Annotated in this window: 19 protein-coding genes; 14 read left to right on the top strand and 5 right to left on the bottom strand. The window is 45.6% G+C overall.

Features of this window, described 5'->3' with window-relative positions:
• The first annotated feature begins 152 nt into the window (after window positions 1–152).
• Window positions 153–1241, top strand: a complete 1089-nt coding sequence (locus LZ23_RS14365) for an AI-2E family transporter (RefSeq protein ID WP_045215139.1) — start codon at window positions 153–155, stop codon at window positions 1239–1241.
• 153 nt (window positions 1242–1394) lie between these two features.
• On the opposite strand, the gene LZ23_RS14360 is transcribed toward LZ23_RS14365, so the two are convergent.
• Window positions 1395–2645, bottom strand: coding sequence for a uracil-xanthine permease family protein (locus tag LZ23_RS14360; RefSeq protein ID WP_045215137.1), 1251 nt, complete (start codon window positions 2643–2645; stop codon window positions 1395–1397).
• 150 nt (window positions 2646–2795) lie between these two features.
• On the bottom strand, window positions 2796–3422 hold the full coding sequence (gene upp / locus LZ23_RS14355) for a uracil phosphoribosyltransferase (RefSeq protein WP_045215136.1): 627 nt from the start codon (window positions 3420–3422) through the stop codon (window positions 2796–2798).
• A gap of 191 nt (window positions 3423–3613) precedes the next feature.
• Here upp and LZ23_RS14350 point away from each other — a divergent pair, with 191 nt between their 5' ends.
• From LZ23_RS14350 to LZ23_RS14310, 9 genes are all read left to right on the top strand, one after another.
• Window positions 3614–4813 (top strand): amino acid ABC transporter substrate-binding protein, encoded by a 1200-nt coding sequence (locus tag LZ23_RS14350; RefSeq protein WP_045215134.1) that lies wholly within the window; start codon window positions 3614–3616, stop codon window positions 4811–4813.
• Window positions 4803–7433 carry a hybrid sensor histidine kinase/response regulator gene (locus LZ23_RS14345; protein ID WP_045215133.1) on the top strand — a complete coding sequence of 877 codons (2631 nt, stop codon included), beginning with the start codon at window positions 4803–4805 and terminating at the stop codon, window positions 7431–7433. The genes LZ23_RS14350 and LZ23_RS14345 overlap by 11 nt, the downstream gene beginning before the upstream one ends.
• A 64-nt stretch (window positions 7434–7497) precedes the next feature.
• Entirely contained in the window at window positions 7498–8034 is a 537-nt protein-coding gene (gene hslV, locus LZ23_RS14340) for an ATP-dependent protease subunit HslV (protein WP_045215131.1), read from the top strand.
• Window positions 8035–8048: 14 nt separating this feature from the next.
• Window positions 8049–9452: an ATP-dependent protease ATPase subunit HslU gene (gene hslU / locus LZ23_RS14335; RefSeq protein ID WP_045215130.1), complete on the top strand. Its 1404-nt coding sequence runs from the start codon at window positions 8049–8051 to the stop codon at window positions 9450–9452.
• Window positions 9453–9743: 291 nt separating this feature from the next.
• Complete coding sequence (gene argB / locus LZ23_RS14330) at window positions 9744–10640, top strand: acetylglutamate kinase (protein ID WP_435050743.1); 897 nt, start codon at window positions 9744–9746, stop codon at window positions 10638–10640.
• Between the two features lie 128 nt (window positions 10641–10768).
• Window positions 10769–11194, top strand: a complete 426-nt coding sequence (locus LZ23_RS14325) for a response regulator (RefSeq protein WP_045215128.1) — start codon at window positions 10769–10771, stop codon at window positions 11192–11194.
• Window positions 11195–11266: 72 nt separating this feature from the next.
• Window positions 11267–12196 carry a radical SAM protein gene (locus LZ23_RS14320; RefSeq protein WP_045215127.1) on the top strand — a complete coding sequence of 310 codons (930 nt, stop codon included), beginning with the start codon at window positions 11267–11269 and terminating at the stop codon, window positions 12194–12196.
• Window positions 12197–12327: 131 nt separating this feature from the next.
• On the top strand, window positions 12328–14370 hold the full coding sequence (locus tag LZ23_RS14315) for a serine hydrolase domain-containing protein (protein WP_045215125.1): 2043 nt from the start codon (window positions 12328–12330) through the stop codon (window positions 14368–14370).
• A gap of 144 nt (window positions 14371–14514) precedes the next feature.
• On the top strand, window positions 14515–15948 hold the full coding sequence (locus LZ23_RS14310) for an arginine deiminase family protein (RefSeq protein WP_045215123.1): 1434 nt from the start codon (window positions 14515–14517) through the stop codon (window positions 15946–15948).
• A 119-nt stretch (window positions 15949–16067) separates the two neighbouring features.
• Here LZ23_RS14310 and LZ23_RS14305 read toward each other — a convergent pair whose 3' ends face one another.
• Entirely contained in the window at window positions 16068–16685 is a 618-nt protein-coding gene (locus LZ23_RS14305; RefSeq protein ID WP_045215122.1) for a response regulator, read from the bottom strand.
• A gap of 71 nt (window positions 16686–16756) precedes the next feature.
• On the opposite strand from LZ23_RS14305, the gene LZ23_RS22785 reads away from it, so the two are divergent.
• The 4 genes from LZ23_RS22785 (at window position 16757) to LZ23_RS14285 (ending at window position 22280) form a co-directional block, all read left to right on the top strand.
• On the top strand, window positions 16757–18157 hold the full coding sequence (locus LZ23_RS22785; RefSeq protein ID WP_084591072.1) for a sensor histidine kinase: 1401 nt from the start codon (window positions 16757–16759) through the stop codon (window positions 18155–18157).
• Between the two features lie 208 nt (window positions 18158–18365).
• Window positions 18366–19316, top strand: a complete 951-nt coding sequence (locus LZ23_RS14295) for a patatin-like phospholipase family protein (RefSeq protein WP_052507403.1) — start codon at window positions 18366–18368, stop codon at window positions 19314–19316.
• A gap of 39 nt (window positions 19317–19355) precedes the next feature.
• Entirely contained in the window at window positions 19356–20852 is a 1497-nt protein-coding gene (locus tag LZ23_RS14290; protein ID WP_045215120.1) for a glycine betaine uptake BCCT transporter, read from the top strand.
• An 822-nt stretch (window positions 20853–21674) separates the two neighbouring features.
• Window positions 21675–22280 carry a nitroreductase family protein gene (locus LZ23_RS14285; protein ID WP_045215118.1) on the top strand — a complete coding sequence of 202 codons (606 nt, stop codon included), beginning with the start codon at window positions 21675–21677 and terminating at the stop codon, window positions 22278–22280.
• Between the two features lie 400 nt (window positions 22281–22680).
• On the opposite strand, the gene LZ23_RS14280 is transcribed toward LZ23_RS14285, so the two are convergent.
• Together LZ23_RS14280 and LZ23_RS14275 are read right to left on the bottom strand one after the other, a co-directional pair.
• On the bottom strand, window positions 22681–23073 hold the full coding sequence (locus LZ23_RS14280; RefSeq protein WP_045215117.1) for a hypothetical protein: 393 nt from the start codon (window positions 23071–23073) through the stop codon (window positions 22681–22683).
• A gap of 56 nt (window positions 23074–23129) precedes the next feature.
• Window positions 23130–24461: a YihY/virulence factor BrkB family protein gene (locus LZ23_RS14275; RefSeq protein WP_045215114.1), complete on the bottom strand. Its 1332-nt coding sequence runs from the start codon at window positions 24459–24461 to the stop codon at window positions 23130–23132.
• Window positions 24462–24481: the final 20 nt, after the last annotated feature.

The raw sequence follows: 24481 nt of genomic DNA, 5'->3' as shown, positions 1-24481 counted from the left end.
CCCCTCCGGGCTGTATGCCTCCGGGCAGGAAGCCGTGCCACATGCAAATGGCTAAACTGTTACGAATTGTGATATTTTGTAAAAGTTCAGTGCCGGAATGTCTGCCTTATGTTTTCTCAAAAGAGCAAAGCTGATACGGTATTGGGGGATTTATGCAATTAGTCAAAAATTGGTTTGAAAACCAGTTTAACAACCCGCAAGTAGTTATACTGCTTGTCCTGCTGCTTTCAGGATTTGCAGTGATTTATTTTTTGGGCAAGATGCTCGTTCCTTTTTTTGCGGGACTGATAATTGCCTACCTGCTGGATGGCGTTGTCAAGCAGTTCACAAAAAGGGGAGCTCCGCAATTACTTGCAGTCATCATTACTTTTTTGTTTTTTGTAATGATCCTGTTTTTTACCTTTTTCTGGCTGGTTCCCATGCTGACCAAGCAAATCACCCAGCTGGTGCAGCAGTTGCCCTCGATGATAGCAGAAGCTCAGAACCTCTTACTTCAGCTTCCAGAACATTATCCCAAGTTTATTTCGGAAGAACAGGTATTTGAAATTTTTTCAGTCATCAGAGGCGAAGTTGGTAAACTGGCTCAAAACATATTGTCTATATCGGTTGCTTCAGTGATGGGGCTGATCACATTGCTGGTTTACTTAGTTATTGTGCCTTTGCTGGTATTTTTCTTTCTCAAAGATAAAGAAAAAATTCTGGAATGGTTTTCTTCATTTCTGCCGAGAGACCGCTCCCTTGCTGTACAGGTGTGGGAAGACGTCAACATGCAGATTGCCAACTATATAAGAGGCAAAACCTGGGAAATTATTATTGTCTGGATCTGTACTTACCTGATATTTACCATTTTAAAACTACAGTATGCTGTTCTTCTTGGAGCCATAGTGGGCTTTTCAGTGCTCATACCCTATGTGGGGGCTGCAGTGGCTACGGTACCAGTTGCCCTGGTGGCGTATTTTCAATGGGGGCTGGGTTCAGAATTTGTCTGGGTTCTTATTGTTTATGCCATTATTCAGATGCTGGATGGCAATGTTCTGGCCCCTCTTCTTCTGGCTGAGGTAGTGGATATTCATCCTGTAGGTGTAATTGCTGCAATCCTTGTGTTTGGAGGTCTGTGGGGATTCTGGGGCATCTTTTTTGCCATACCTCTTGCAACCCTGGTTCAGGCTGTTATCCGCGCCTGGCCAAAACAGGTCCATGCAGATTTAAATGATCTGGCTGATGAGGAAGCCGCAGATTGAACGTTCAAGAATAAAGGCTGAAGCATAAAGACTGAAGGCTGAAGACTGAAGGCTGAAGGCTGAAGGCTGAAGGCTCACGGCATTGCACATTGGTATTTCTGATTTAAAAAATGTCTTGAGTTTTTTTAGTTACAGCCTATCAACCTTCAGTATCTAATCAGCTATTGCCTGTTTTCTCGGCAGGACCAGATTCAGAACAACCCCGACTATTCCGGCCAGTCCAATACCCTGCAATGAGAATTCTCCGGCAGAAAATGACATTCCGCCAATTCCAAAAACAACAATAACAGCGGCTATGGCCATGTTTCTGGGCTGCATCATGTCAACCCCGGCCCGAACCAGACTGCCAATTCCCACAACCATGATGGCCCCGAAAAGCAGGATCATGATTCCACCCATGACCGGAACCGGAATAGTGGAAAGAAGTGCGCCCAATTTGGCCACAAAGGCCAGTAAAATGGCGAAGATAGCAGCCCATGTCATTACTCCCACATTGAATATTTTAAGCAGGGCTACAGCCCCTGTAACTTCAGAGTAAGTGGTATTTGGAGGTCCGCCCAGCATGGAGGCTACTGAAGTAGCAACACCATCCCCAAGAAGTGTTTTATTGATGCCGGGCTTTTCAATATAGTTTTTGCCAGTTACAGAGCTGATGGCCATAATGTCTCCAAAATGTTCAATGGCTGGTGCAATGGCCACAGGCACTATGAACAGGATGGCGTGCCAGTTCCATTCAGGAAAGGTGAAATTGGGGACAGCAATCCAGGACGCTTCCCTGACAGGTGAAAAGTCTACCAGCCCAAGAGGAATACAGACTGCGTATCCAACCATGATCCCGGCAAGTATGGGAATCAGCCTGATAATTCCCTTTGCAAATATTGAAACAGCTATGGTTACTCCAAGAGAAAGCATGGATATGATCAGTGCTGTTGTTTCCGGAACTAACTGAACAGAACCGTCTCCTGTTTTACCAAGGGCCATGTTGACCGCCACAGGTGCAAGGACCAGGCCTATGACCATTATCACCGGACCAGTTACAATGGGAGGCAGAACGCGAAGAATAACCCCAGGTCCGCGCAGGGAAATGATTATACTCAGCAGTACATACAAAAGGCCCGCAGCCATGAGACCGCACATGGTGGCAGGAATGCCCCAGGTTTGTACTCCATAAATAATAGGAGCGATAAAAGCAAAGGAAGAGGCCAGAAAAATGGGAATTTGTCTGCCGGTTATGAATTGAAAGATCAGGGTGCCAAGACCGGCTGTAAAAAGGGCTACACTGGGATCAAGTCCGGTGAGCAGGGGGACGAGAACCAGAGCTCCAAAGGCCACGAACAGAATCTGCGCACCCATCAGGCTGTCTTTGATGCGCAGTTGGTATGGCATGGTGGTGGAATTGTCCATCTTGTATTTTATCTCCTTTTAAAAAAATAGCAGTTCGCCCGGTATTTGAAAAAAGCACAGTGGAGCTTTATGCAATTTTCAAAGGCCGGTTTCCTGGCACATGTAAAAAGCTAAAGTTTTACAAAAAAACAGGCGCCTTGAAAAAAGCGCCTATTTTGTACCAAAGATTCTATCCCCAGCGTCCCCAAGTCCAGGAAGAATGTAGCCCTGAGCATTGAGTTTCTCGTCTATTGCAGCAAGGTAAATATCAATGTCAGGGTGCTTGTCGGTTACCTTTGCCAGGCCCTCAGGAGCAGCCACTAGAAATACTCCCTTGATGGTACGGCATCCCGAAGACTTGAGCAGATCTATAGTGGCCAGCAGGGTTCCTCCGGTAGCCAGCATGGGGTCAAGTATGATGGCTGTCCGGTTGGCAATGTCTGAAGCCAGTTTCACATAATATTTAACCGGTTCAAGAGTTTCTTCGTTGCGGTAAAAGCCTACCACGCTTACCTTGGCTCCGGGTATGAGATCTAAGGCACCGTCAAGCATACCCAGTCCAGCCCTCAAGATGGGCACCAGAGTTATTTTTTTGCCTTTGACGGATTGGACTGGAACCGGACCGGCCCAGCCCTGTACTGTTTTGGACTCCAGTTCAAGATCTTTAGTGGCTTCATAGAATAAAAAACGAGTCAATTCAAGGCATAAGGCACGAAAGTTGTTAGTGCCAACATCGTTTTGGCGAATCAAGCCGAGTTTGTGCCGGACTAAAGGGTGATCAACCACGTGAACAGCCAAGGAAAACCTCCTTTTGGGATAAATTGCTACTGGATTTTAAAACAAAATTATGTTTGTATAGAATTTTCATCCAAGCAAGGTCAAGTATGATTTTGTGTCAAAAAGTGTTTAATGCTTTATGCACAACATTGAGCGGATATATTGGCTGCAGAATGTGATATTGTTTGTAAGCAATGCCGGGGGGATCAAACATGTGCTCGAGATTTTGCGCTACTGTATTAGTAAAGGTTTTATTTGTAATTGTTTTCGGTATCTCCGGGTTATTCAATACTCATGCTCAGGCTGCTGCAGAGCCTGAACATGTTGTGTTTGGAGTCAGCCTGGACCTCACAGGTTCTCATGCCCATATGAGCGCAATGCAGAAAAAGGGCTTTCTTCTCTGGGAAAAACACGTCAATGCCGCCGGCGGCATTCTGGGCCGTCAAGTGCAGGTCAGCATTCTGGATAATCAGGGGTGTCTTGAAAAACTTTATGACCATTACCAGCAAATGCTCTCCACGGACAAGGCTGATTTTGTTTTTGGACCATATTCCAGTGCACATACTGAAACAGTTGTCCCTCTTTTTGAGGAATATAAAATTCCTGTGCTGGCTTCAGGAGCTTCTGCACCTTCATTGTGGGAACATGGCTATAAGTATCTCTTTGGCTTATACAGTCCTGCGGATCAATATGCTCAGGGTTTTTTAGAGATAATGTCCATGCGTAACATAAGAAATATCGCCATGATCAATTCTCCGGATATTTTTTCCAGAAGTGCGGCTCAAGGTGCCTTGCAATGGGCCCAGCGCCTGGGTATGAATATTACCATTTTTGAGGAAGTGGAGCTTGATTACGACGAGTTTGTCGCAGTGGCAGCCAGGGCAAGGGAAAAGGATGCTCAAGCACTTATGAAGTTCGGCTATTTTGAGGCTTCCGTCATGATGCGCAGGGCCATCCTGGATGCAGATTATAAACCTGCAGCATACTATTCCACAGTGGGTCCGGTTAGTGACGCATATTATGAAAATCTAAGAGAGCTCAGTGAAAATACATTTTCCACAGCCATATGGCGTTATCATTCAAATTTAGTATATCCTGGAGTGCACCGCTTTAACGCAGACTTTGAGCTGAGTTACGGTCAGGCTCCCAACTATCACGCAGCTACGGCATATGCGGCAGGTCAGCTGATGGTTAGAGCCATGGAAACAAGCGGCAGTTTTGATTTGCAGCAATTGCGCGAGGTACTGGCACAAAAAAGGGCATTTACTGTTCTTGGCCGCTACGGAGTGAATTACAGGGGGGCCCAGATCAGACATGTACCTTTTACTGTTCAGTGGCAAAGAGGTCAGCAGGAGATAGTCTGGCCTCCGAGCCTGTCTACTTCACAGCCGAGGTTGGAATATGGACGGTGATAAAAGCAGTCCGCTGCAGAGTATTTTCGTCAGGATGATTGTTCCTCTTCTGCTCGGGCTGTTAGTTATTTCCTTCTGGCTGCAAAGCTTGGTAGTGGGCACTGTAGATGACTTTCTGGACAGACATATGCGCGAAAAAATGCATTGGATGATGGATAGCATCTATGACATCTGCGACGGTAATCTTAATGATTTTCTGCTTATAACTTCAGGTTCTCATTTGAATTATACCATTGTTCAGGCCAGAACCATGTCTGAAATTGAAATCTATCTTGAGAGCCAGCAGCTATCCGGGGCCATTTTCACAGGATCCGGACAAGCGGTCATGTCTTTTAACACAACCAAAGAAGATAAAACAATTTATGACTTTTTCCAGGATCTACCTGCCATTTCCGTGTCCACACTAAAAGGTTCAGACTATCTTACCGGCAGGCTTCATTTTGAACTCTGGGACTGGGATATTTATATCATGCAGGATACCCAGTACTATGAGTCTATGCTGGGGCATATCAAAGCTGTCTACTGGGGTGTGCTGAGCATATTGGGAGCCGGTGTGCTGCTGATCATGCTTTTAATTATAGTCAATGTTTCAGCACCGCTTTCCAAGATTATCAGCAGGCTGAAAAATGAAGAGTCTCCGGATTACAAGGGCGTTGCAGAGTTCACATACCTGAGCAGAACTATAGAAGGGATGATGAACTCCATCAAATCCAAGAATCAGTTTATCTCCAATCTGTTTGAAATTATCAGTATTATAATTGTGGTAGTGGATAAAAACGGACGCGTGGCCATGGCCAATAACTACCTTTGCTCCCTGAGCGGCTTCAGTCGCGATGAAATTGTGGGCAAAGGATTATGGGAAATAGTTCCCAAGAGAAGAAGCAAGTTCATAAAAAAACTGTTTGAGCATCATAAGACAGGCTTTACAGTGAATGGCGAAGAAATGAGCATTCTGACCAGATCAGGCAAAAAACTGCATATATTGTGGTATAGTCGTCATTTTACTGATAATGAGTCTGGACAGGACTGGATGATCTACACAGGGTCTGATATTTCCAGACTCAAGCAGACTGAGAAGTCTCTTGAGAAAGAGCGCATGCTTATTTACTCATTATTTGACAGTTCTCCTCTGGCTCAGATGGTGGTTGGCAATTCTGGAGAAATCCTGGATGTAAATCAGCAGTTTTTCCAGCTGACCGGGTATAAAAGAAGTGATGTTCATGAACTTGGCTCATGGTTAGCCAGGATAACAGAAGATCCTGAGGATTTGGAGTGTCTTAGAAAAGACTGGATAAATGCTGCTTCAGGTCAGACAGTTACCAGAATGGTGGGAATTAAAGACAGGTCCGGCAGCCATAAGAAGGTAGAACTCAGCTTTTCCGCTTTGCCTGACGGACGGGTGGTTTCATTTCTTATGGATATGACCCAGAAGGAGCTGCAGGCAGCAGAGAACAGGAAGATGGAGCAGGAACTCCATCAGGCCAGAAAGATGGAAGCCCTTGGAGTTCTGGCCGGAGGCATTGCCCATGATTTCAATAATATTTTACAGGCAGTCTCAGGTCAGGTGCAGTTGATGAATGCCAGACATGAGGACCATGGCATCCAAAGATTTCTTAAACGTATATCAGCTCTTGTGGACAGGGGCGTAAGCCTTGTTAAAAGAATCATGGCCTTTAGCAGAAAAATGGAGCCCCAACTGTCACAAGTCAATCTCAATGACCTGGTACTGCAGGAAATGGAAATTCTCAGGCATGCACTGCCCAAAATGATAAATCTGACTCACGATCTTGATTCCGACATAAGCGAAGTGTTAATTGACCGCCACCAGATTGAGCTTGTGCTGATGAACCTTATCAAAAATGCCGGTGATGCAATAGATGGATCTGGAGACATCATAGTACGCACTGAGCAGGTGAATATTGATAATGTGAAAGCGCTAAGCAGTCCTTGCAGGGATGTTGCTCCAGGCAGGTATGTTGCTCTTTCCGTGAGTGATACCGGGGCAGGCATGGATGAAAAGATCAGAGAAAGAATGTATGATCCATTTTACACCACCAAGGAACTGGGCAAGGGAACCGGGCTTGGTCTGCCTACGGTGTTCGGCATCATCAAGGAGCATAACGGGTATATTTTCTGCCATAGCGAGGTGGGCTCAGGAACAAAGTTTACAATTCTTCTTCCAGCCAGTAAGCAGCAAAAGCCATCGGAACAGGACTTGGACTATGAAATCATTAAGGTCAGTTCCGGCAACGCTCCCACTATTATGGTGGTTGACGATGAAGCGGATATAAGAGAAATAACCGTGGACATGTTTGAGCATTATGGCTTCAAGGTCCTTGATGCAGGTTCTGGTGAAGAAGCCATTGATATTTTTTCGTCTCATGACATTGATGTTATTGTGATGGATCTGGGTATGCCCGGCATGGGGGGAGAGCAATGCGCACGGGAAATACTCAAGATTGATCCTGACGCAAGAATTATTATTGCCAGCGGATATATGGATCATCCCATGTCCAGGGATCCCGGTTCTCATGGACTTTTGGATTTTGTTGCCAAGCCTTATCAGGTTCAAGAGCTTGTCACCAAAATCCGGCTTGCCCTGGATATTGATAATGGATAATTTCTTTGGCCATTCAACAAAGAGATTCACTAAATTACAATCGCGATAAAGGAGCAGCAATTATATGGAGTTAAAGGGAACAACTATTCTGGCAGTGAAAAAGGATCAGGCTGTGGCCATGGCTGGAGACGGCCAGGTAACATTTGGTCAGGCCATGGTTATGAAGCATACTGCCAGGAAAGTCAGGAGAATGTATAATGATCAGATTATAGCAGGTTTTGCTGGAGCTACAGCTGATGCTTTTACCCTGTTTGAAAGGTTTGAGGCCAGGCTGGAGGAATATCGGGGAAACCTGCTCAGGGCCAGCGTTGAACTGGCCAAGGAATGGCGCATGGATAAGTATCTGCGCCGGCTTGAAGCCATGCTTATTGTAGCGGATAAGAACAATGTGCTGATAATTACTGGCAACGGAGATGTTATTGAGCCGGATGACGGCATAGCTGCCATAGGGTCGGGCGGTGCTTATGCCCTGGCTGCTGCCCGGGCCATGAGTGAAAATTCTCAACTCAAGGCCTCGGAAATCGTGGAGAAATCCATGAAGATTGCAGCAGAAATATGTGTATATACCAATGACAAAATCATACTGGAAAAAATAGACTGAAAGGACAGGTTTTAATGAGTACCACACTTACTCCAAGGGAAATTGTATCAGAGTTGGATAAATTTATTATCGGGCAGGATGATGCCAAACGCATGGTGGCTATTGCCTTGCGCAACAGATGGCGCAGGCAGCAGCTTGATCCTGAATTAAGAGAGGAAATAGCACCTAAGAACATTATAATGATCGGGCCAACCGGTGTTGGAAAAACCGAGATTGCCAGACGTCTGGCCAAACTGGCTGGTTCGCCTTTTTTCAAAGTTGAAGCCACAAAGTTTACAGAGGTAGGCTATGTGGGCCGGGACGTGGAATCCATGATAAGAGATCTCATGGAGATAGGCATTAACATGGTCAGGGAAGAGGAAAGAAAAAAGGTCCAGTCCAAAGCTGAGGCCAATGCTGAAGAAAGACTGTTAGATCTTCTGCTTCCTCCTAAAAAAACACCAGCCCCTGCTCATCAGAATTTCCAGCAGTCTCAACCACAAGCGCAACCGGCTGGTGATGAGGTCCTGGTGCCCCCGCCTGCTGCTCAGGCAGAAGAACAGCATGACCGGACCAGGGAAAAGCTTCGGAAACTCTGGAGAGACGGCAAGCTTGATGACAGGGTTGTTGAAGTTGATGTCAAGACAGGCGCCAATGTGGAAATAATGGCTATGCCCGGGCTTGAGGACATGGAAATGCAGTTTCGTGATATGTTTAGCCGGGTTTTTCCCAAAAAGACCAAGACCAAGAAAGTAAAGGTAAGAAATGCCTATGAGATTCTGGTGCAGGAGGAATCTGAAAGGCTGGTGGATATGGACAAGGTAACCGAGATTGCCCGGGAAAGAGTGGAGCAAAGCGGCATCGTCTTTATTGATGAAATTGATAAGGTCTGCGGCGGCGATAAAGGCTCCAGAGCTGAAGTATCACGAGAAGGCGTGCAGCGAGATCTTCTGCCTGTGGTGGAAGGTTGTGTGGTTAACACCAAATACGGCATGATCAGAACTGATCATATTTTATTCATTGCTGCCGGAGCCTTTCATTATTCCAAGCCTTCAGACCTGGTTCCTGAGCTTCAGGGGCGCTTTCCCCTCAGGGTGGAACTGACCGCGTTGACCAGTGAAGATTTTTACAGAATTCTTACAGAACCTCAAAACGCTTTGACAAAACAATATAAAGCCCTGTTGGAAACAGAAGGCATCACCCTTGATTTCACGGATGAATCTCTGCTTGAGCTTTCCAGTTTTGCCCAGAAAGTTAATGATGAAACTGAAAATATAGGAGCCAGAAGGCTTTACACCATTATGGAAAAGCTGTTGCAGGAACTGTCCTTTAAAGCTCCGGAGATGGGAGGTCAGAAGATAACTGCTGATAAAGATTACGTTCTGGATCAGCTGAAGGATGTGCAGGCTGACAAAGATCTCTCAAGATACATTCTTTAAAAACGTTCCGGCCATGCCCCCCGGGTGAGGTATTAACAAGTAATTTGAAACATACAGACAGCAAAATCAGCATGTTATAATTTCGTATCTGTTTAGCTCTTTTAAGGAAAGCAGGGGACAGGCACTCCTGGACCCACTTGAGCATCATTTTGTGCTGAAAATATCTTATTTTTGGGACAAGCGGGTTCAGGAAGAGCCAGTCTCCCTCCGGGCTGTATGCCTCCGGGCAGGAAGCCATGCCACATGCAAAGCGCTAAACTGAGACATAATTTCTACAATAAAGGCAGGATTATGACCGGAATAGATACTCAAAGCGCGGCTTACAAAGCCAGAATACTTCTGGAAGCCATGCCTTATATCAAGGAGTTTTATGGACAGACCGTGGTCATCAAGTATGGTGGCCACGCCATGATTGATCAAAACTTGAAAAAAAGTTTCGCTCTTAATGTGATTCTACTTAAGTATATTGGCATTAATCCGGTCATAGTTCACGGAGGCGGCCCCCAGATCGGCCGCATGCTTGAACAGCTCAACATTGCCTGTCAGTTTCGCCAGGGCCTTAGGGTCACGGATGAGGCCACCATGGATGTAGTGGAAATGGTTCTCGTGGGCAAGGTCAACAAGGAGATAGTCAATTTAATCAATCTCAATGGGGGCAGGGCTGTTGGTCTTTCAGGCAAAGATGGACAGACCATTATGGCCCGCAAGCTGGAAATGATTATTGACAAAAAAAATGCTCCTCCCGAAATTATTGATCTTGGCAAAGTGGGTGAGGTCATTGATATTGACAACAGGCTTATTGTGGCAGTTCAAAATCAGGGATTTATCCCCATCATAGCCCCTGTAGGTGTGGATAGATATGGGGAAACATATAATATCAACGCTGACTCTGTTGCCGGTGCAGTAGCTTCGGCCCTTAAGGCCAGAAAACTTATTTTGCTGACCGATGTTGATGGGGTCAAGTCTGCTGAAGGTCAGAAATTTTCCTCTCTGACCAGAAGGGAGGCAGTGGAAATTATTGAATCCGGTGCGGCTTCAGGCGGTATGATCCCCAAGCTCAAATGCTGTCTTGAAGCCATTGAAGAAGGCGTTGAAAAGGCGCATATTATTGATGGCAGGGTGGAAAATTCCATTATTCTGGAAATTTTCACCAAGGGAGGAATCGGCACTGAGGTTATCTTTATCTAAATTTATTAGTGTCTGCTTACAGGAGTAAATCCGTCTAATCATCTATAAGGTGGAAACGGCCTACAGTAGTCAGTTTTTATGTTAAGGATTACCTTCAGGGTCCGGTAATGGATTCAAGGAGGACTAACATGAGAGTACTAATTGTTGAGGATCAGTTTTACAGCAGAATGGTATTAAAAAGACTTATGAAATCATATGGAGAATGTGAAGAGGTCACGGATGGAAAAGCAGCGATGGACGCTTTTCGCAGGGCCTGGACTTCTCAGCAGCCATACGATCTTATTCTGCTGGACATTATGATGCCTGGAGTTGATGGTCAGCAGGCCTTAAGGCAGATACGTGATTTTGAGATGTCACAGGGCGTTGAACGCTCCCAGCTGGTAAGGATAATCATGCTCACAGCCCTCGGAGACGAGCAAAATGTCAAAAAAGCCATGTATGATGGTGGAGCAGATGCCTATCTTGTGAAGCCAGTCCATGTTCAGCGTCTTAATTATATTTTAACTGAACTGGGATTTGATCCCATTGAACAAGCCGAAATCAAGCAGTCTTGAGCTCAGTCTCCGGCATGTTTTCATCTTGATAGCATTGTAATCAATTTGTTCAATGATAGAGGGCTCTTCATCATGACAGCAGTACCATTATATATCAACTCTCTTAAAGACGGCCGTATTGCTGACAAAATCACACAGGCTGAACAAATTTCCTTGTCCTGTACCCTTTGCCCCAGGAAATGTGAGGTTAACCGGCTGGATGGTGAAACAGGCTTTTGCAGCACTGAAAGATATGCACAGGTAGCTTCGTACAACCTGCACTTTGGAGAAGAAAGCCCCCTTGTGGGCCGGGGAGGTTCAGGCACGGTTTTCTTTGCTCATTGCAACCTGGGTTGTACTTTCTGCCAGAATTTCGACATAAGCTGCAATACTTCAGGCTTTAAGGAATATTCACATAGCGATCTTGCAGAAATATTTCTTGATCTGCAGAGCAGTGGGGCTGAAAATATCAATCTGGTCACCCCTTCCCATGTGATCCTGCCAATTTTAAAAAGTATACTCATCGCCTCCAGCAAAGGGCTAAAAATTCCCCTAGTCTACAACACATCCTCTTATGACGAGCTGAGCTCCCTCAGACTTCTTGACGGCATTGTAGATATTTACCTTGCTGACATCAAATTTTTCCACAGCCGGCATGCGGATAAGTATGCACATGCACCTGATTATCCTGAAAAAGCAAAACAGGCTGTTCTTGAAATGCACAGGCAGATGGGTTCTTTAATCATAGATGATAAGGGCAGAGCTTATAAGGGGCTGATGATAAGGCACCTTGTAATGCCGGATGACCTGGCTGGATCAGAGATGTGGCTGGACTTTATAGCTCAGAACCTGCCTGCTGACACTTATATAAATATTATGGGCCAGTATCATCCTGCAGGCAATGCAGCAGAGTTTCCCGAACTTATGAAAAATGTACCTGGATCAGTTGTGGAGGAACTCAAACAAAAAGCCCGTTTCCTTGGGTTGACTCGCCTGGACAAGAGAAAGTCAATATTTTTTTGACATTATTCACTGTAAGCAGGAAACCGTTTGATCACAGCCATTAATCCTGGATTCTGTAAAGGAGAAGGTCTGCCCGCATCAAAAGGTCTAAAATATTACAGAACATTTTTTTTATTACATGGAGATAAACAATGCTTAGACAAAGATGTATTGCCTTTTTAGCCTTATGTTTGACTTTTTTTGTCCTTCTCCCCGGAACCGGTCTCAAAGCCGCTGACAAGGAGGCTTCATCAGAGTATGCCAACGCTGTGACAGCGGCCAGGGAGACCATCTGGAAGGCCATTACCTCAGGCATGGGCAGCGGCGCCACTGTTGCCATCATGGACCATGGTGAAATTGTCTATTCCGAGGGTATAGGCGTGGCGGACCGGGCCACCAACCGGCCAGTGGATGCCAATACACGGTTCAACATCGGCTCTACCAGCAAGATGTTTGCAGCGGTGGCCATCCTGATGCTGGTGGACGAAGGCAGAATAGTCCTGGACGAACCAGTCAAGACCTATCTTCCTGAATTTACCATGCAGGATGAGCGTTACAGGGACATCACCGTGAGGATGCTCTTCAACCACTCCTCCGGCCTGCCTGGTTCTTCGTTTTACTTTGGATACGAGCCGGACCATGGCATGCATCAAGTCATGCTGCAAATTCTTGGGCTCAGCCACCTTAAGCATGACCCGGGTGTCATGTCCATTTACTGCAACGATGGCTTCACCCTGGCTGAGATGATTGTTGAGCGTGTTTCCGGCCTGGGCTATCTTGAGTTTTTGACGCAAAGAATCTTCATACCTCTGAGTATGGTGAACACCGGGGCCAGTATCGGAGAAAGCGGCGGGGTCAATGTGGCTGAGTACTTTGCGACGGAAACAGGGGTAAAGTATCCACGGGAGGTCTTCCCTGTTTATGGTGCCGGAGGTTTATCATCTACCGCAGAAGATCTTTGCCGTTTCGGAGACAGTCTTACTCCGCAAGGACCGGGCCGGATCCTCTCGGACAGCTCCCTTGAGATGCTCTTGTCCTCACAGCCGACTGCCTTTTCCGACAAGCTCAGGGGGAGGCAGATGATGAATGCATTCGGCTGGGACTATTCAGAGCTTCCGGGGTATCTGGAGAAGGGCTTCCAGGTACTGGCCAAAACCGGTGGTACTGGATTCTATTCAACCAATCTGCAGGTTATACCCCAGGAAAGGCTTGTGGTTGCTCTGAGCATATCAGGCAGAGCATCCGTCGAAGCTCTGACCCGCCCCGTCCTGGACGGGCTGATGCTGGACAAGGGACTGATGGAAAAAATTTCTGAAGAAACCCCGACAAAGCCGGTACTTCCAGAACCAATTCCAGACTATATTCTGGATTATGAGGGATACTACACTGGAGGCGACCTGGTGCAGATAAGCTTTGACAGAGATGATGAGCTCCTGCTCATTATTCCGCAGCCAGACGGGATGTCATACCCTGGGCTTGCCGGGCCAACAATGCCCTTCACCTACAACAACGGGTCTTTTTTTAATTTTGACGCCAACTTGGAGGTGTATTTCACAACTGTTGAGGACAACGATTATATAGTCATAAGCGGAGAATATCCGTACGAGTTTGATCGTCTCATGTACCAGAAACTTAAGCCCGCAGAACAGCCCCGGCAACTCAAGGAAGACCTTCACAATAAGGTATGGCTGGTCAGAAATGCGCCTGCGTACATTAATGACGTTTACGTATTTCCTGCACGATCACTGATGCATCCAGAGCTTCCCGGCTATCTTGATTTTAACGGGATAAAACAAGTTGACGGGGACTTTTCCGCCCGCATGGCGGCAACAGCGTTTCGCGATCAATCAGGTTTTCTTTTTACCGAATATCAGGAAAGCTTATGGTCTCTGCATCAAAACTTCCTGTTTTCTCTTGCAGATGATTTTAAAGGTATACAGATAAGCTCTATTCCCTTTGGAAATCTGGCTGCCAGCGTCAGGATCGGCAGAGACGGTTTCAATGAATGGCTGAGGATTGAGGATGACCTGGTTCTCAGATTTCAAAAGCCTGATGAAGGTCGGGTTATTGTGACAAGCCTTACAGACATGCTTTATGACAGCGTGGTGGACACCGGATCTGTCTATGTTCCTAATGGAAGTTATGTTTTCTTTGCAGGTTCTCCTGATGATCGTTTCCGGGTTTACGTTGAGTGACCCTTTTATTAGCGTTTTTGGCAGATCAATATGTCTTTCTGGACAGGTATGTATTCAAATTTATTGACTTTATCTCTTACGCCCAGGAATGAAGATCCGGGAACTTTGAACACTCAAGTATGAACCAGTTTATGGAGAATATATATGGACAGTTTCATAAAATCCAAAATGAATCGCAGAACAGCTTTAAAACTAAGCGCTGGTGCAGCTTTGTCTGCGGCTTTTACTCTAACCGGAATAGCTGTTCCACTTAATTCAGCTTTTGGAACCAGCCATGCCTTTGTCCAAAACGATATAGGCATACTCAAGCGAGTTCTTGTACACAGTCCTACTTTGGACGACTACCTTGTGGATCGTACAAGCAGCTCCCTGACTCCTTATCTTGAACAGGATATTGAGGCATCTGTGCAGCAGCACTCCTTACTGCTTAGTCTGCTCCGTGAAAGTGGAGCAGAAACTCTGGAACTTCAAGTCATTCTGGAAAGCGCCATTGAAGAGGCCAGAAAATCAGGGAGCTGGCAGTCATGGCTAAGCGTAGCTCATCCCAGATTATCCGGCAGTGCAGACAAGGTTACGGCTGAGACACTGCTTGGACGCGACCGCACATATCAATACAAGCTTTGGAATGACGGAACTTATCGCAACTTTTTTAACGATACCAGCTCATCAATATGGACCAGGGATGCTGGAGTTATGACTCCAAAAGGTTTGGTGGTCTGCAATGCCTTTTCCAACAGGCGGCATCGGGAAAACAAAGTTTTGAGGTTTGCCTTGTTGCACTCCCCCATGCTTTCAGAATTTCCAGTAGTTTTTGACGCGGTCAGCGAGGGAATAATTCTGGAAGGTGGAGACGCCCAGGTTGTTGACGAACAGACCATGTTTATAGGAACAGGTCAGCGTACTGATCCGCGGGCTGCTCCAATGCTGGCAAAAAGGCTGGGGATGGATGTTGTTGCTGTGCAGGTTCATCAGACTGATTATCTTTCACGTGGATCAGACCAGGGACTAAGCGCTGCTTTGGCAAACTTAAGGTATCTTTTCCTGCATCTTGATACCTTTTTTACGCATGTTAACCACAAGCATGCACTGACAATGCCCTGGTTGCTTGAAGAGGAGTACGCTGGCCAGGATCCCTTGACTCGATATATTAAAGGTGCCCGCGCTGACCTGCAAATATCTGCTGAAGATGCGGATCAGGGGATTGAATTTCTGAAAAACTTTGGAAAAATATCCATATACAGAGCTGGGTCAGGCAAAAAAGAAGATACAGGCGAAATGAAGCTTGTGGATTATATTCGTTCCAAAGGCTATAAGGTCACCTATGTAGGAGGCCGGGAGCCGGATGACAGTGCTGATAGTTTTGCATTCTTCCTTGGCAGGACACTTGGTGAGTTGCGCAGGCAGGCAGCCAATGTTGTGGCTACAGCTCCAGGCAAGGTTATCGCTTACAATGGAACACCCCTGACCAGGGCTGCTCTGGAACAGGATGGAATTGAAGTTCAAACCTTTGAAGCTCGGGAATTATGGGCAGGACACGGTGGTCCGCACTGCCTTACCATGCCTCTGCAACGCGGATAAACTAAGATTTCAAAGTTAACCGAGACAGGCAGGGTAAGAGACCAGAGCATTTACTCTGCCGAGGTAGTATGCAGACAAGATCTAAAATGCTGAAGGGGCAGGATTGATTTGGGATCTAATTAAAGCTCCAGATCCTTGAGCCTGTTTAAAAGCTGTCGGTAGGTAATACCCAGAATGCTGGCAGCCTGTGTTTTGTTGCCGCTAACCTGTATCAATACATTTCTGATGTGAACTGCTTCAGCCATGCGTCTGGCTTGTTTCAGGGAGACTGGTGGCGCTGTTGAGTTATTATGGTCTGACAATGGCAAAGCAAGTTTTGCGGGAACATGTTGTGCCACTTGTTTCCGCAAATTAATGATTTCCATGGCCTTGCGGATTTCTTTACGTAAATCTTCTGGCTCCCCGGTCTTGCTGAAATATGAAAAAGCACCGAGCTGCATGGCCCTTACTGCTCCCTGCAAGTCACCTGAACCCGTTATCATGATTACAATCATGGCTGGATGGTGAACCAAAATCTGGTGCATCAACTCCATACCGTTCATGCCCGGCATGATCAGATCGGTAAGTACTATCTGAAATTTTTGTTTCTGTAATAAGCTCAGGGCTTCTTGGCCGCTGTTGGCTATGGAAATGGTCAACTTCAAGTCTGAAATTAAATCACAGAATACTTCAGCATGTTCAGGGTCGTCATCAACAATTAAGGTTTTGACGTAAATTTCGTCCAGTTTGCCGGGCATTTAGAACGCCTCCCTATGTGCAAATAGATGTCTGTTGCTCAAGCATAGACAAATATTTTGAATAGTTTAATATGGAAATAAAAACATTACTTTTTGCTCAAGCTTTTATCGTATTCATTGCCGCTATATTCTTTTGTGTGGTCTACAGACTTAGTTTTCCCGTAAAAGGACCCGGATGGTGGGTTTGCGGGTATATATTGCTTACAGTGGGTCTTTTTTTGCTCGCCATGCGTGGGGTCATCCCAGATATCCTGTCCATACAGGTGGCACATCTATTAATATTTCTCGATTACATACTATTCTGGAGAGGCTTCCTGACTTATCTTGGTCGTCCAGGGTTCAGCAGGTCACAACTCATGCTTATTGTCGTGCTTTTGCTGTTTCATATGGGAGGACTATTCTGGTTTTGTGCTATCCATGACTCTATTTTTGTCCGCATAATAGTGACCAATATTGTCTACTCCATAATGAATTATGGGATTGCACTGAGCCTGCTGAGTTCTGTTCCCCTGAGTCGATCAATCCGGCTTACTGGCTGGCTTTTTATCTTTAATGGAACAATCTTCTGGCTGCGCTTTTTTTTACATATCGCAGTTACTCCTGAACAGAACTGGTGGCACGGAGTATTTCACACAGGGTTTGCCTTGAGTACCATTGGAGTCATTGTTCTGGTATCTTTGTCCATGCTGCTGCTGATCAGTGATGCATTGAACAGGCAGATCCTGGAACAAAAAGACGAGATTGAGCGTAACTTGAGGTTTCGTGAAGAGGTGGAACATCTGCTGGCCCATGACCTCAAACGTCCTCTGGTTCCCATTATCCACCTGCCGGAGAAGATATCTCAGTTCATACAAGACCGCAAAGAAGCCCTGCAGCCTTTGGAGCGTATCAAGTCTGCAGGGTTGCGTCTCCGGGATATGCTTAACCAACGTCTTGAAATTTTGCAAATCGAACAGGGAAGGTATGTATTTCAGGCAGAAAAAATTGACATGCTTTCTTTGCTTCGTCAAATTGAAGAAGATGTGTCCATCCTTGCCAGGCAATATATGGTAACGGTTAGCATCCAGGTTGACGGCATGTCTGTTGACCAAGCCAGGCCCATTGTCTTTCATGGTGCGGAGTCTCTTGTTTATTCCATGCTGTTGAATCTTGTTAATAATGCTGTGGAAGCTTCGCCCCGGGGTGGGCAAGTCGTTGTCAGCATTAACTCAGAGTCGGATGAGCTGATTATCAGCATTACAAATCAAGGTGAAGTTCCCATGCAAATCCGTGAGCGCTACGCCCGGAAATATGTTTCTGCCGGGAAAAAAACCGGCAGCGGACTTGGAGCATATTCTGCCAGACTGGCTGCCCAAGCCCACAATGGTTTACTGACGCTTGACAGTTCTATTCCAGGACAGACTACTGTCCAGGTTCACTTACCTTTCAAAAAAATCCTGACTGATGCGGCCTCTGCTCAAAACCCAATTTAAACAAGGAACGTTATGTTGGGGTGATTACTGTATTTTTTTCAGGCTGAAGACTTATGGCTTAAGGTGGAAGACTTAAGGCTGAAGAATAAGGATATTGGGCTTTGTTGCAATTTCAAGGTTAGAAAACTTTTTTGTTTTTTTCTACAGGCTTAAAAAAGGTAAGTTGCTATTACAAAAAACGAATATTCATCAAGGAATAAGGCAAAGAATGCGATATGAATCAAGTAAGCTGTCACGAAGAAATTTTTTAACTGCAGCGGGCATGACAGCTGTCTGGATGGCGGTTAATCCTTTGAAAGGCTCCTGGTCTTTTGCAGGTCAGGAGAATGCTGTTTCCATTGGTTTGGCCTTAGGCTCAGGAGGAGCTACCGGGCTGGCTCATATTCCAGTTCTGGAAGTCTTTGATGAGCTTGAAATACGACCCTGTGCCATAGCAGGCTCAAGCATCGGAGCTATTATGGGCGCTTTGTATGCTTCAGGCCTTTCAGGCAAAGAGATCCGGGAGATTGTACAGGAATTTTCCGGTGATAATTTTGATGTTTTCAGATCTCTGGTAAAGGGCGATTCCGGTTTGCAGCTTATGGACATACTCAGGCTGGACCTGGATGCTGGAGGTCTTGTAGACAGTCAGGGATTTCTTAACTTTATGAAAGAGAAAATCAAGGTTTCCAGTTTTGAGGAACTTGATATTCCGTTGTATGTTGTGGCAGCTGATTACTGGAAGAAAGACCAGGTTGTTATGAGCTCAGGGGATCTGATTTCAGCCGTTAAAGCCAGCATGGCTGTTCCAGGGCTGTTTGCTCCGGTTCCAAGGGATGGACGTCTCCTTGTAGACGGAGGCACTGTTAATCCTCTCCCATATGATCTGCTTGAAGGGAAATGCGATTATACAGTAGCAATTGACGTATCCGGGGAAAAATCAGACAATGACTCCAATGAGATAGACTTTACAGATTCTTTGTTCAATACTTTTGAAATAATGCAACAGGCCATTACTGCTCAGAAAATGAAATGGCTCAAGCCGGATCTTTACATTAAACCTGAAGTTAGAGATATCAGGTTACTGCACTTTCATCGTTCTAAAGAAATTTTTGAGCAGACTGCCCCGGCAGCAAAGCATCTCAGACTTGAGCTTGAGGCTATGCTTGCTGCAAATTGACAGGCAGCATAGCAGTAAACAGCATACAGGGAGGAGCTTTTGTTTGAAAATAAAGTTTTTACCACATCATTGATAATTGTGGGTTTATTTGTCTTTGCAGGCATCTATGACCCTCAAGGGTTGGACACATTTTCCACTGCGCTCCATGGTGCCATTATAGCCCACTTTGGATGGGCGTACATGTTGTCCGGCTTCTTTTTCCTCGTTTTTTGTATTGTCCTGGCCCTGAGCAAGTATGGTGAAATCAAACTGGGAAAGGACCACGAGAAACCGGAGTATACTTACTTCGGGTGGTTCAGCATGCTCTTTGCCGCTGGTATGGGCATTGGTCTGATATTCTGGGGAGTGGCGGAGCCGTTAAGTCATTTTATGGATCCACCTGAATACCTGGAAAGTCAGAGCGGACAGGCAGCAACTTTTGCCATGCGTTACAGTTTTTTTCACTGGGGTCTCCACCCCTGGGCAATTTATATTGTTATGAGCCTGAGCATTGCCTATTTTTCTTTTCGCAGAGGAATGCCGCCCTTGATAAGTTCCTGCTTTTACCCCATGCTGGGCAATCGGATTTACGGCCCCTGGGGATATCTGATTGATACTCTTGCGGTTTTTGCCACTATTTTCGGTATTGCCACATCTCTCGGGCTGGGTGCCATGCAGATCAACAGTGGTCTGGAGCACCTTTATGGATTGCCTTCAAGCAACACGGCCACTCTTATCATTATTTTCATCACGACCTGCCTGTTTATGGTTTCTGCTGCCGTGGGACTGGACAAAGGGATTCAGACTTTGAGTAAATCCAATATTTTTCTGGCTTCTATGCTTCTTGTCTTTATGCTCATTTTTGGGCCGACTTCATATATTTTCAATGTATTTACAGATACAATGGGCGGATATATGGGCAATTTTCTTGAAATGAGCCTGTCGGTTAATCCGTTCCTGGGGCATGACTGGTACAAGAATTGGACTCTGTTTTACTGGGCCTGGTGGATTGCCTGGTCACCTTTTGTTGGGATTTTTGTGGCAAGGATTTCCAAGGGAAGGACTATCAGGGAGTTTATCAGCGGGGCATTACTTGTGCCAACCTTGATGACTTTTGTATGGTTCAGTGTTTTTGGGGGATCATCATTATTTTTAGAGCTTGAACAGGGTGCTGAAATAGGACTGGCAGCGCAAAAAGATGTGTCAACTGCCTTATTTGCTGTATTTGATTACTACCCTGGAGCGGCAATTTTATCCAATGTGGCAATTCTGCTTTTGATTGTCTTTTTTGTTACATCAGCAGACTCAGCTACCTTTGTCCTTGGCATCATGACCAGTGATGGGTCACCTAACCCATCACTGTCTAAAAAAATGATCTGGGGGGTGACTCAGTCTTCTGTGGCTGCCATACTGCTTGTGTCAGGAGGCTTGGCTGCATTGCAGAAGATGGCCATCACTGCGGCTTTGCCCTTTACATTTGTCCTTTTGTTTATGTGCTTTAATTTATGGAAGGGGCTGGTTTCCGAACCTGGGGAAAGTCTGCTTAAACGATTTTAACTTGAAAACTGGACAGTCAAAAGTTCTTGTGCAACCCCTTGGATTTATTGCCATTTTACAAGCTTTAGATATCCAGACGTTTCCAAAGACTAACCATTTGAAATCATAATGTTTTTTTCTTCAAATAGTAACAATAAACTGATAACTTCTAAGTAACTACAATCGTATATGTAATAAATTCAAAGTATTATGATTTTGCCATACAGATTGCTTCGGTCGCTTAGGCTCCCTCGTGGGTGACAGGTTTTCAGCAACTACATCCCTGACAGCTCAGCTGTCATTGCGAGCGAGTCTTCGAGCGCGGCAATCTCTAACGTGTTAAGGCTGATTTTTTAGTTACTTACAGGTTCGGTCCCGGTCCCCCTGGTGAGGAGCTTACAAGTAGCTATAATTGTTTTACTAATAAATTCAGACAGTTACAGCTATCACATTTTTACGATTTTTGCTTATGATTGATGCACATTTGCCAGAAAAGTTCCGTCAAAGATGGAAACTTTGCGCCTGGCACAGCTTCCTGCCCGGAGGCTTACAGCCCGGAGGGGGACTGTCCCTCGCTGTGTAGATTTTTTCATCAAAGCAAATTTCTTCCAGAAACCAATGCAGCATCAATCTTTTTTATAGTACCTCGCGGGGACTGTCCCAATTTCCAGAAAAGTGACAGACTCGTAAAGTTACTCATACGTTCGGTCCTGGTCCGCCCGGGTGAAGAGCTTTTAACTCTCAAGTTGAAAAGATAATTCTTATCAACCCTTTTGCTGATAACTAATCAGGCTGATAAATGGGTTGTGAGTGATGTCATGTAAAGAATTTAAGGAGGAAATTATGAATGTAACTGAGGCTATTCAGGCAAGAAGAAGCATCCGGAAATTTAAGGATGCAGAAATCAAGCAGGGGCAGATCACTCAGCTTCTGGAAGCAGCAAGACTGGCTCCATCAGGCTTAAACGCCCAGCCCTGGAGGTTCAAGGTGGTCCAGGATAAAGATGACATTGCCTGGATGGCTGATGAAGTCACCAAGGGGCAGCGCTGGATTGGTGGAGCAAATGCAGTTATTATCTGTTGCGCTGATTTGAGTAAGTACATTGATGATGCCAGAGCGAGTTTCAGATTCTTGAAAGATAGCGGTGTTTTGCCGCCAAAGATGCAGGCAGGTATTGAAGAGTATGTTAACAAGGCCGGAAATGCCAGTCAGGAGGTGTTGCGTGCGGCAGCAGCTTCCAACTGCTCCATAGCCATTACACAGATGATGCTTCAGGCTGTGGAGCTCGGACTTGGAACATGCTGGGTGGGGATGTACGAGGAGCAGGCGATTAAGGACAGGTATGATTTGTCACCTGATGTGGCTGTTGTGGCACTACTTGCTGTTGGGTATCCTGCAGAAGATCCAGCCCCGAGACCTAGAAAGAGCTTAGAAGAGATAACTTTGTAGACGTTTTGCCAGGGCGACCCGGGACCGAACCTGTGAGTAACTGTCTTCAAACGTGGAGCCTGCATCCTGCAGGCTATTAAAGCCCAGGCGGCTGGAAGCCGCCTCCACATTGAAGAACAGTCCCATATTTGAAAATTGGGACATTTTAATTTACTTGTAAGCTCCTCACCCGGGCGGACCGGGACCTAACCTGCGAGTAACTTACACCTCTCGTTCCCAGGCTCCAGCCTGGGGACATCTTACTCTTGCGGCTCCAGCCGCTTCTTCAAAATGTGGCTGGAGCCACAAAAAAATAGGTGTTCCCAGGCTCCAGCCTGGGAACAAGAGCAAATATACTGAAATTTGTAAGTATTTGAATTTATTAGCAATATGATTCAAGTTACTTATAAGCGTCTAACTCTCAATTAAATGTAATAATCAAAGGGACTGTATGCAATTCCGATGATTTTTCATGAGTATTGCCCAGCTTCCATTGAACTTGGGATGGATCAAGTCCAACTTGCGAAGCAAGATCACTGACAAGTCCATTGATGTTGATGATGGGATGTCTGTCCAGAACCTGGGGCAGTCCATAGGTCATATTGCAGGCCAGACACTTGCCTGGGCGTTGAATAAGGTGGAAGGCAAGTATAATCCTTGATTCTTCAACTTTCTCCAGGCCAAGCCGAATGTCAAAATGGCTGTCAGCAGAATCTCCATAAAATGCTTCAAAAAAGTCATTGCTGCGTTCAATGGGGAAAATTGTCTCTAATACCTGGGGAGTTATTTTGTCCTTGATTTTGTTTGCGTCCATAAACCGGTCCTTTTTGTCTTATTTTAATATAATTAACCAATAACAGGTTTTCTGTTTTATTCAAGTTCAGGCATGTCCTTGAGTAATTTATTATCGGGACACTTTTCCACGGCTTCATAGAATCGATCCATGGACGTGGATATGTATCTCCAAGCCTGGCCTCCGGTTACAGGGATATCTGATGATCCGCTTTTCTGCAACTCTTGAAGTACATAGCTGATGCTTAAAATGTTAATATCTTTTCCTGGCTGATAAACATTATGTTCTTCTTCAGTTTGTGAAATTTTGACAACGAGCTTTGCTTTTACAAGATCCTTTATGGTTTCATTGACAAGCAGGGGGGGCAGACCGAGCTTGTCACCAATCTGGCTGGAGGCTGTGCCCTGGCCTTGTATCTGAAAATTTTTGATAATTAGGGTCATGGTCAGCAGTGATATTTTATGTTTATGATGTTGACTGATGTCTTTTACCTCAGAGGCATAGATAAAGCGCCTTACGTTGGCATGGGCAAATGAAAGTTCAGCACCAAAGAGAACAATCATCCAGCTTGCCTGCAGCCAGATCAGAAAAAGTGGCAGAGCGGCGAAACTGCCATAAACTGCGTTATATTGCAGAGTACCCATGAGAATGGTTATGTAAACCCATTGCATGATCTGAAAAAGGGTTCCGGAAATAATGCCGGCAATTACCGCTGATTTGAGCTTGACCCTGGTATTGGGCATGGCCATGAGCAAAAAGATGAACAGCAGCCAGATAAGAAGATACGGCAAGACTCTGGGGACGAGGCCAGCCAGAACATCCATAAAGCTCAGCCATCTGGTTTCTGTGGCCAGAACTCCGAGTTCTGTTGACAGAAAGACAGTCATGCTTCCGGATATGATAATCAGGATTGGAGCTATGAGCATGATGGAAATATACTCGGTAATTTTCCTGACCCATCCTCTCGGTGTTTCTATACCCCAAACCGCATTGAATGACAGTTCAATATTGGTCAGTACCTTGACCACAGACCAGAGCAGGAAAATAAAACCCACCCCAGCAATGATTCCGCCCCTGGTTTCTTCTAAAAGTGTATAAGAAAACCCGACTACCTGTTCCAGGATATCCTCGTGAGCTCCAAGGTAATGCTCAAGCTGCCGGTAAAGGGCATCTTCCAGTCCAAAACCTTTGGCAATGCCAAAGGCCATGGCCATGACAGGTACTATGGAAAGCAGGGTATAGTAAGTCAGGGCTGAGGCTCGGCGCATGCAGTCGTTTTTGCCGAATCCGTATACAGCCAGCATAACTATCTGCAGCAAATGAACTAAATAGCCTTTGAGCGCCGGCAAATCCTCAGTATTGATCCGCCAGATATTCTTGCTTAGAAAGTCAATTATTTTTTTAATCATTACGGTGTATTGGTTTTAGT

Source organism: Desulfonatronovibrio magnus (assembly GCF_000934755.1).
Taxonomy (GTDB): domain Bacteria; phylum Desulfobacterota; class Desulfovibrionia; order Desulfovibrionales; family Desulfonatronovibrionaceae; genus Desulfonatronovibrio; species Desulfonatronovibrio magnus.
Note: the sequence above shows the minus strand (reverse complement) of the source record. Positions and strands in the feature narration are given on the sequence as shown.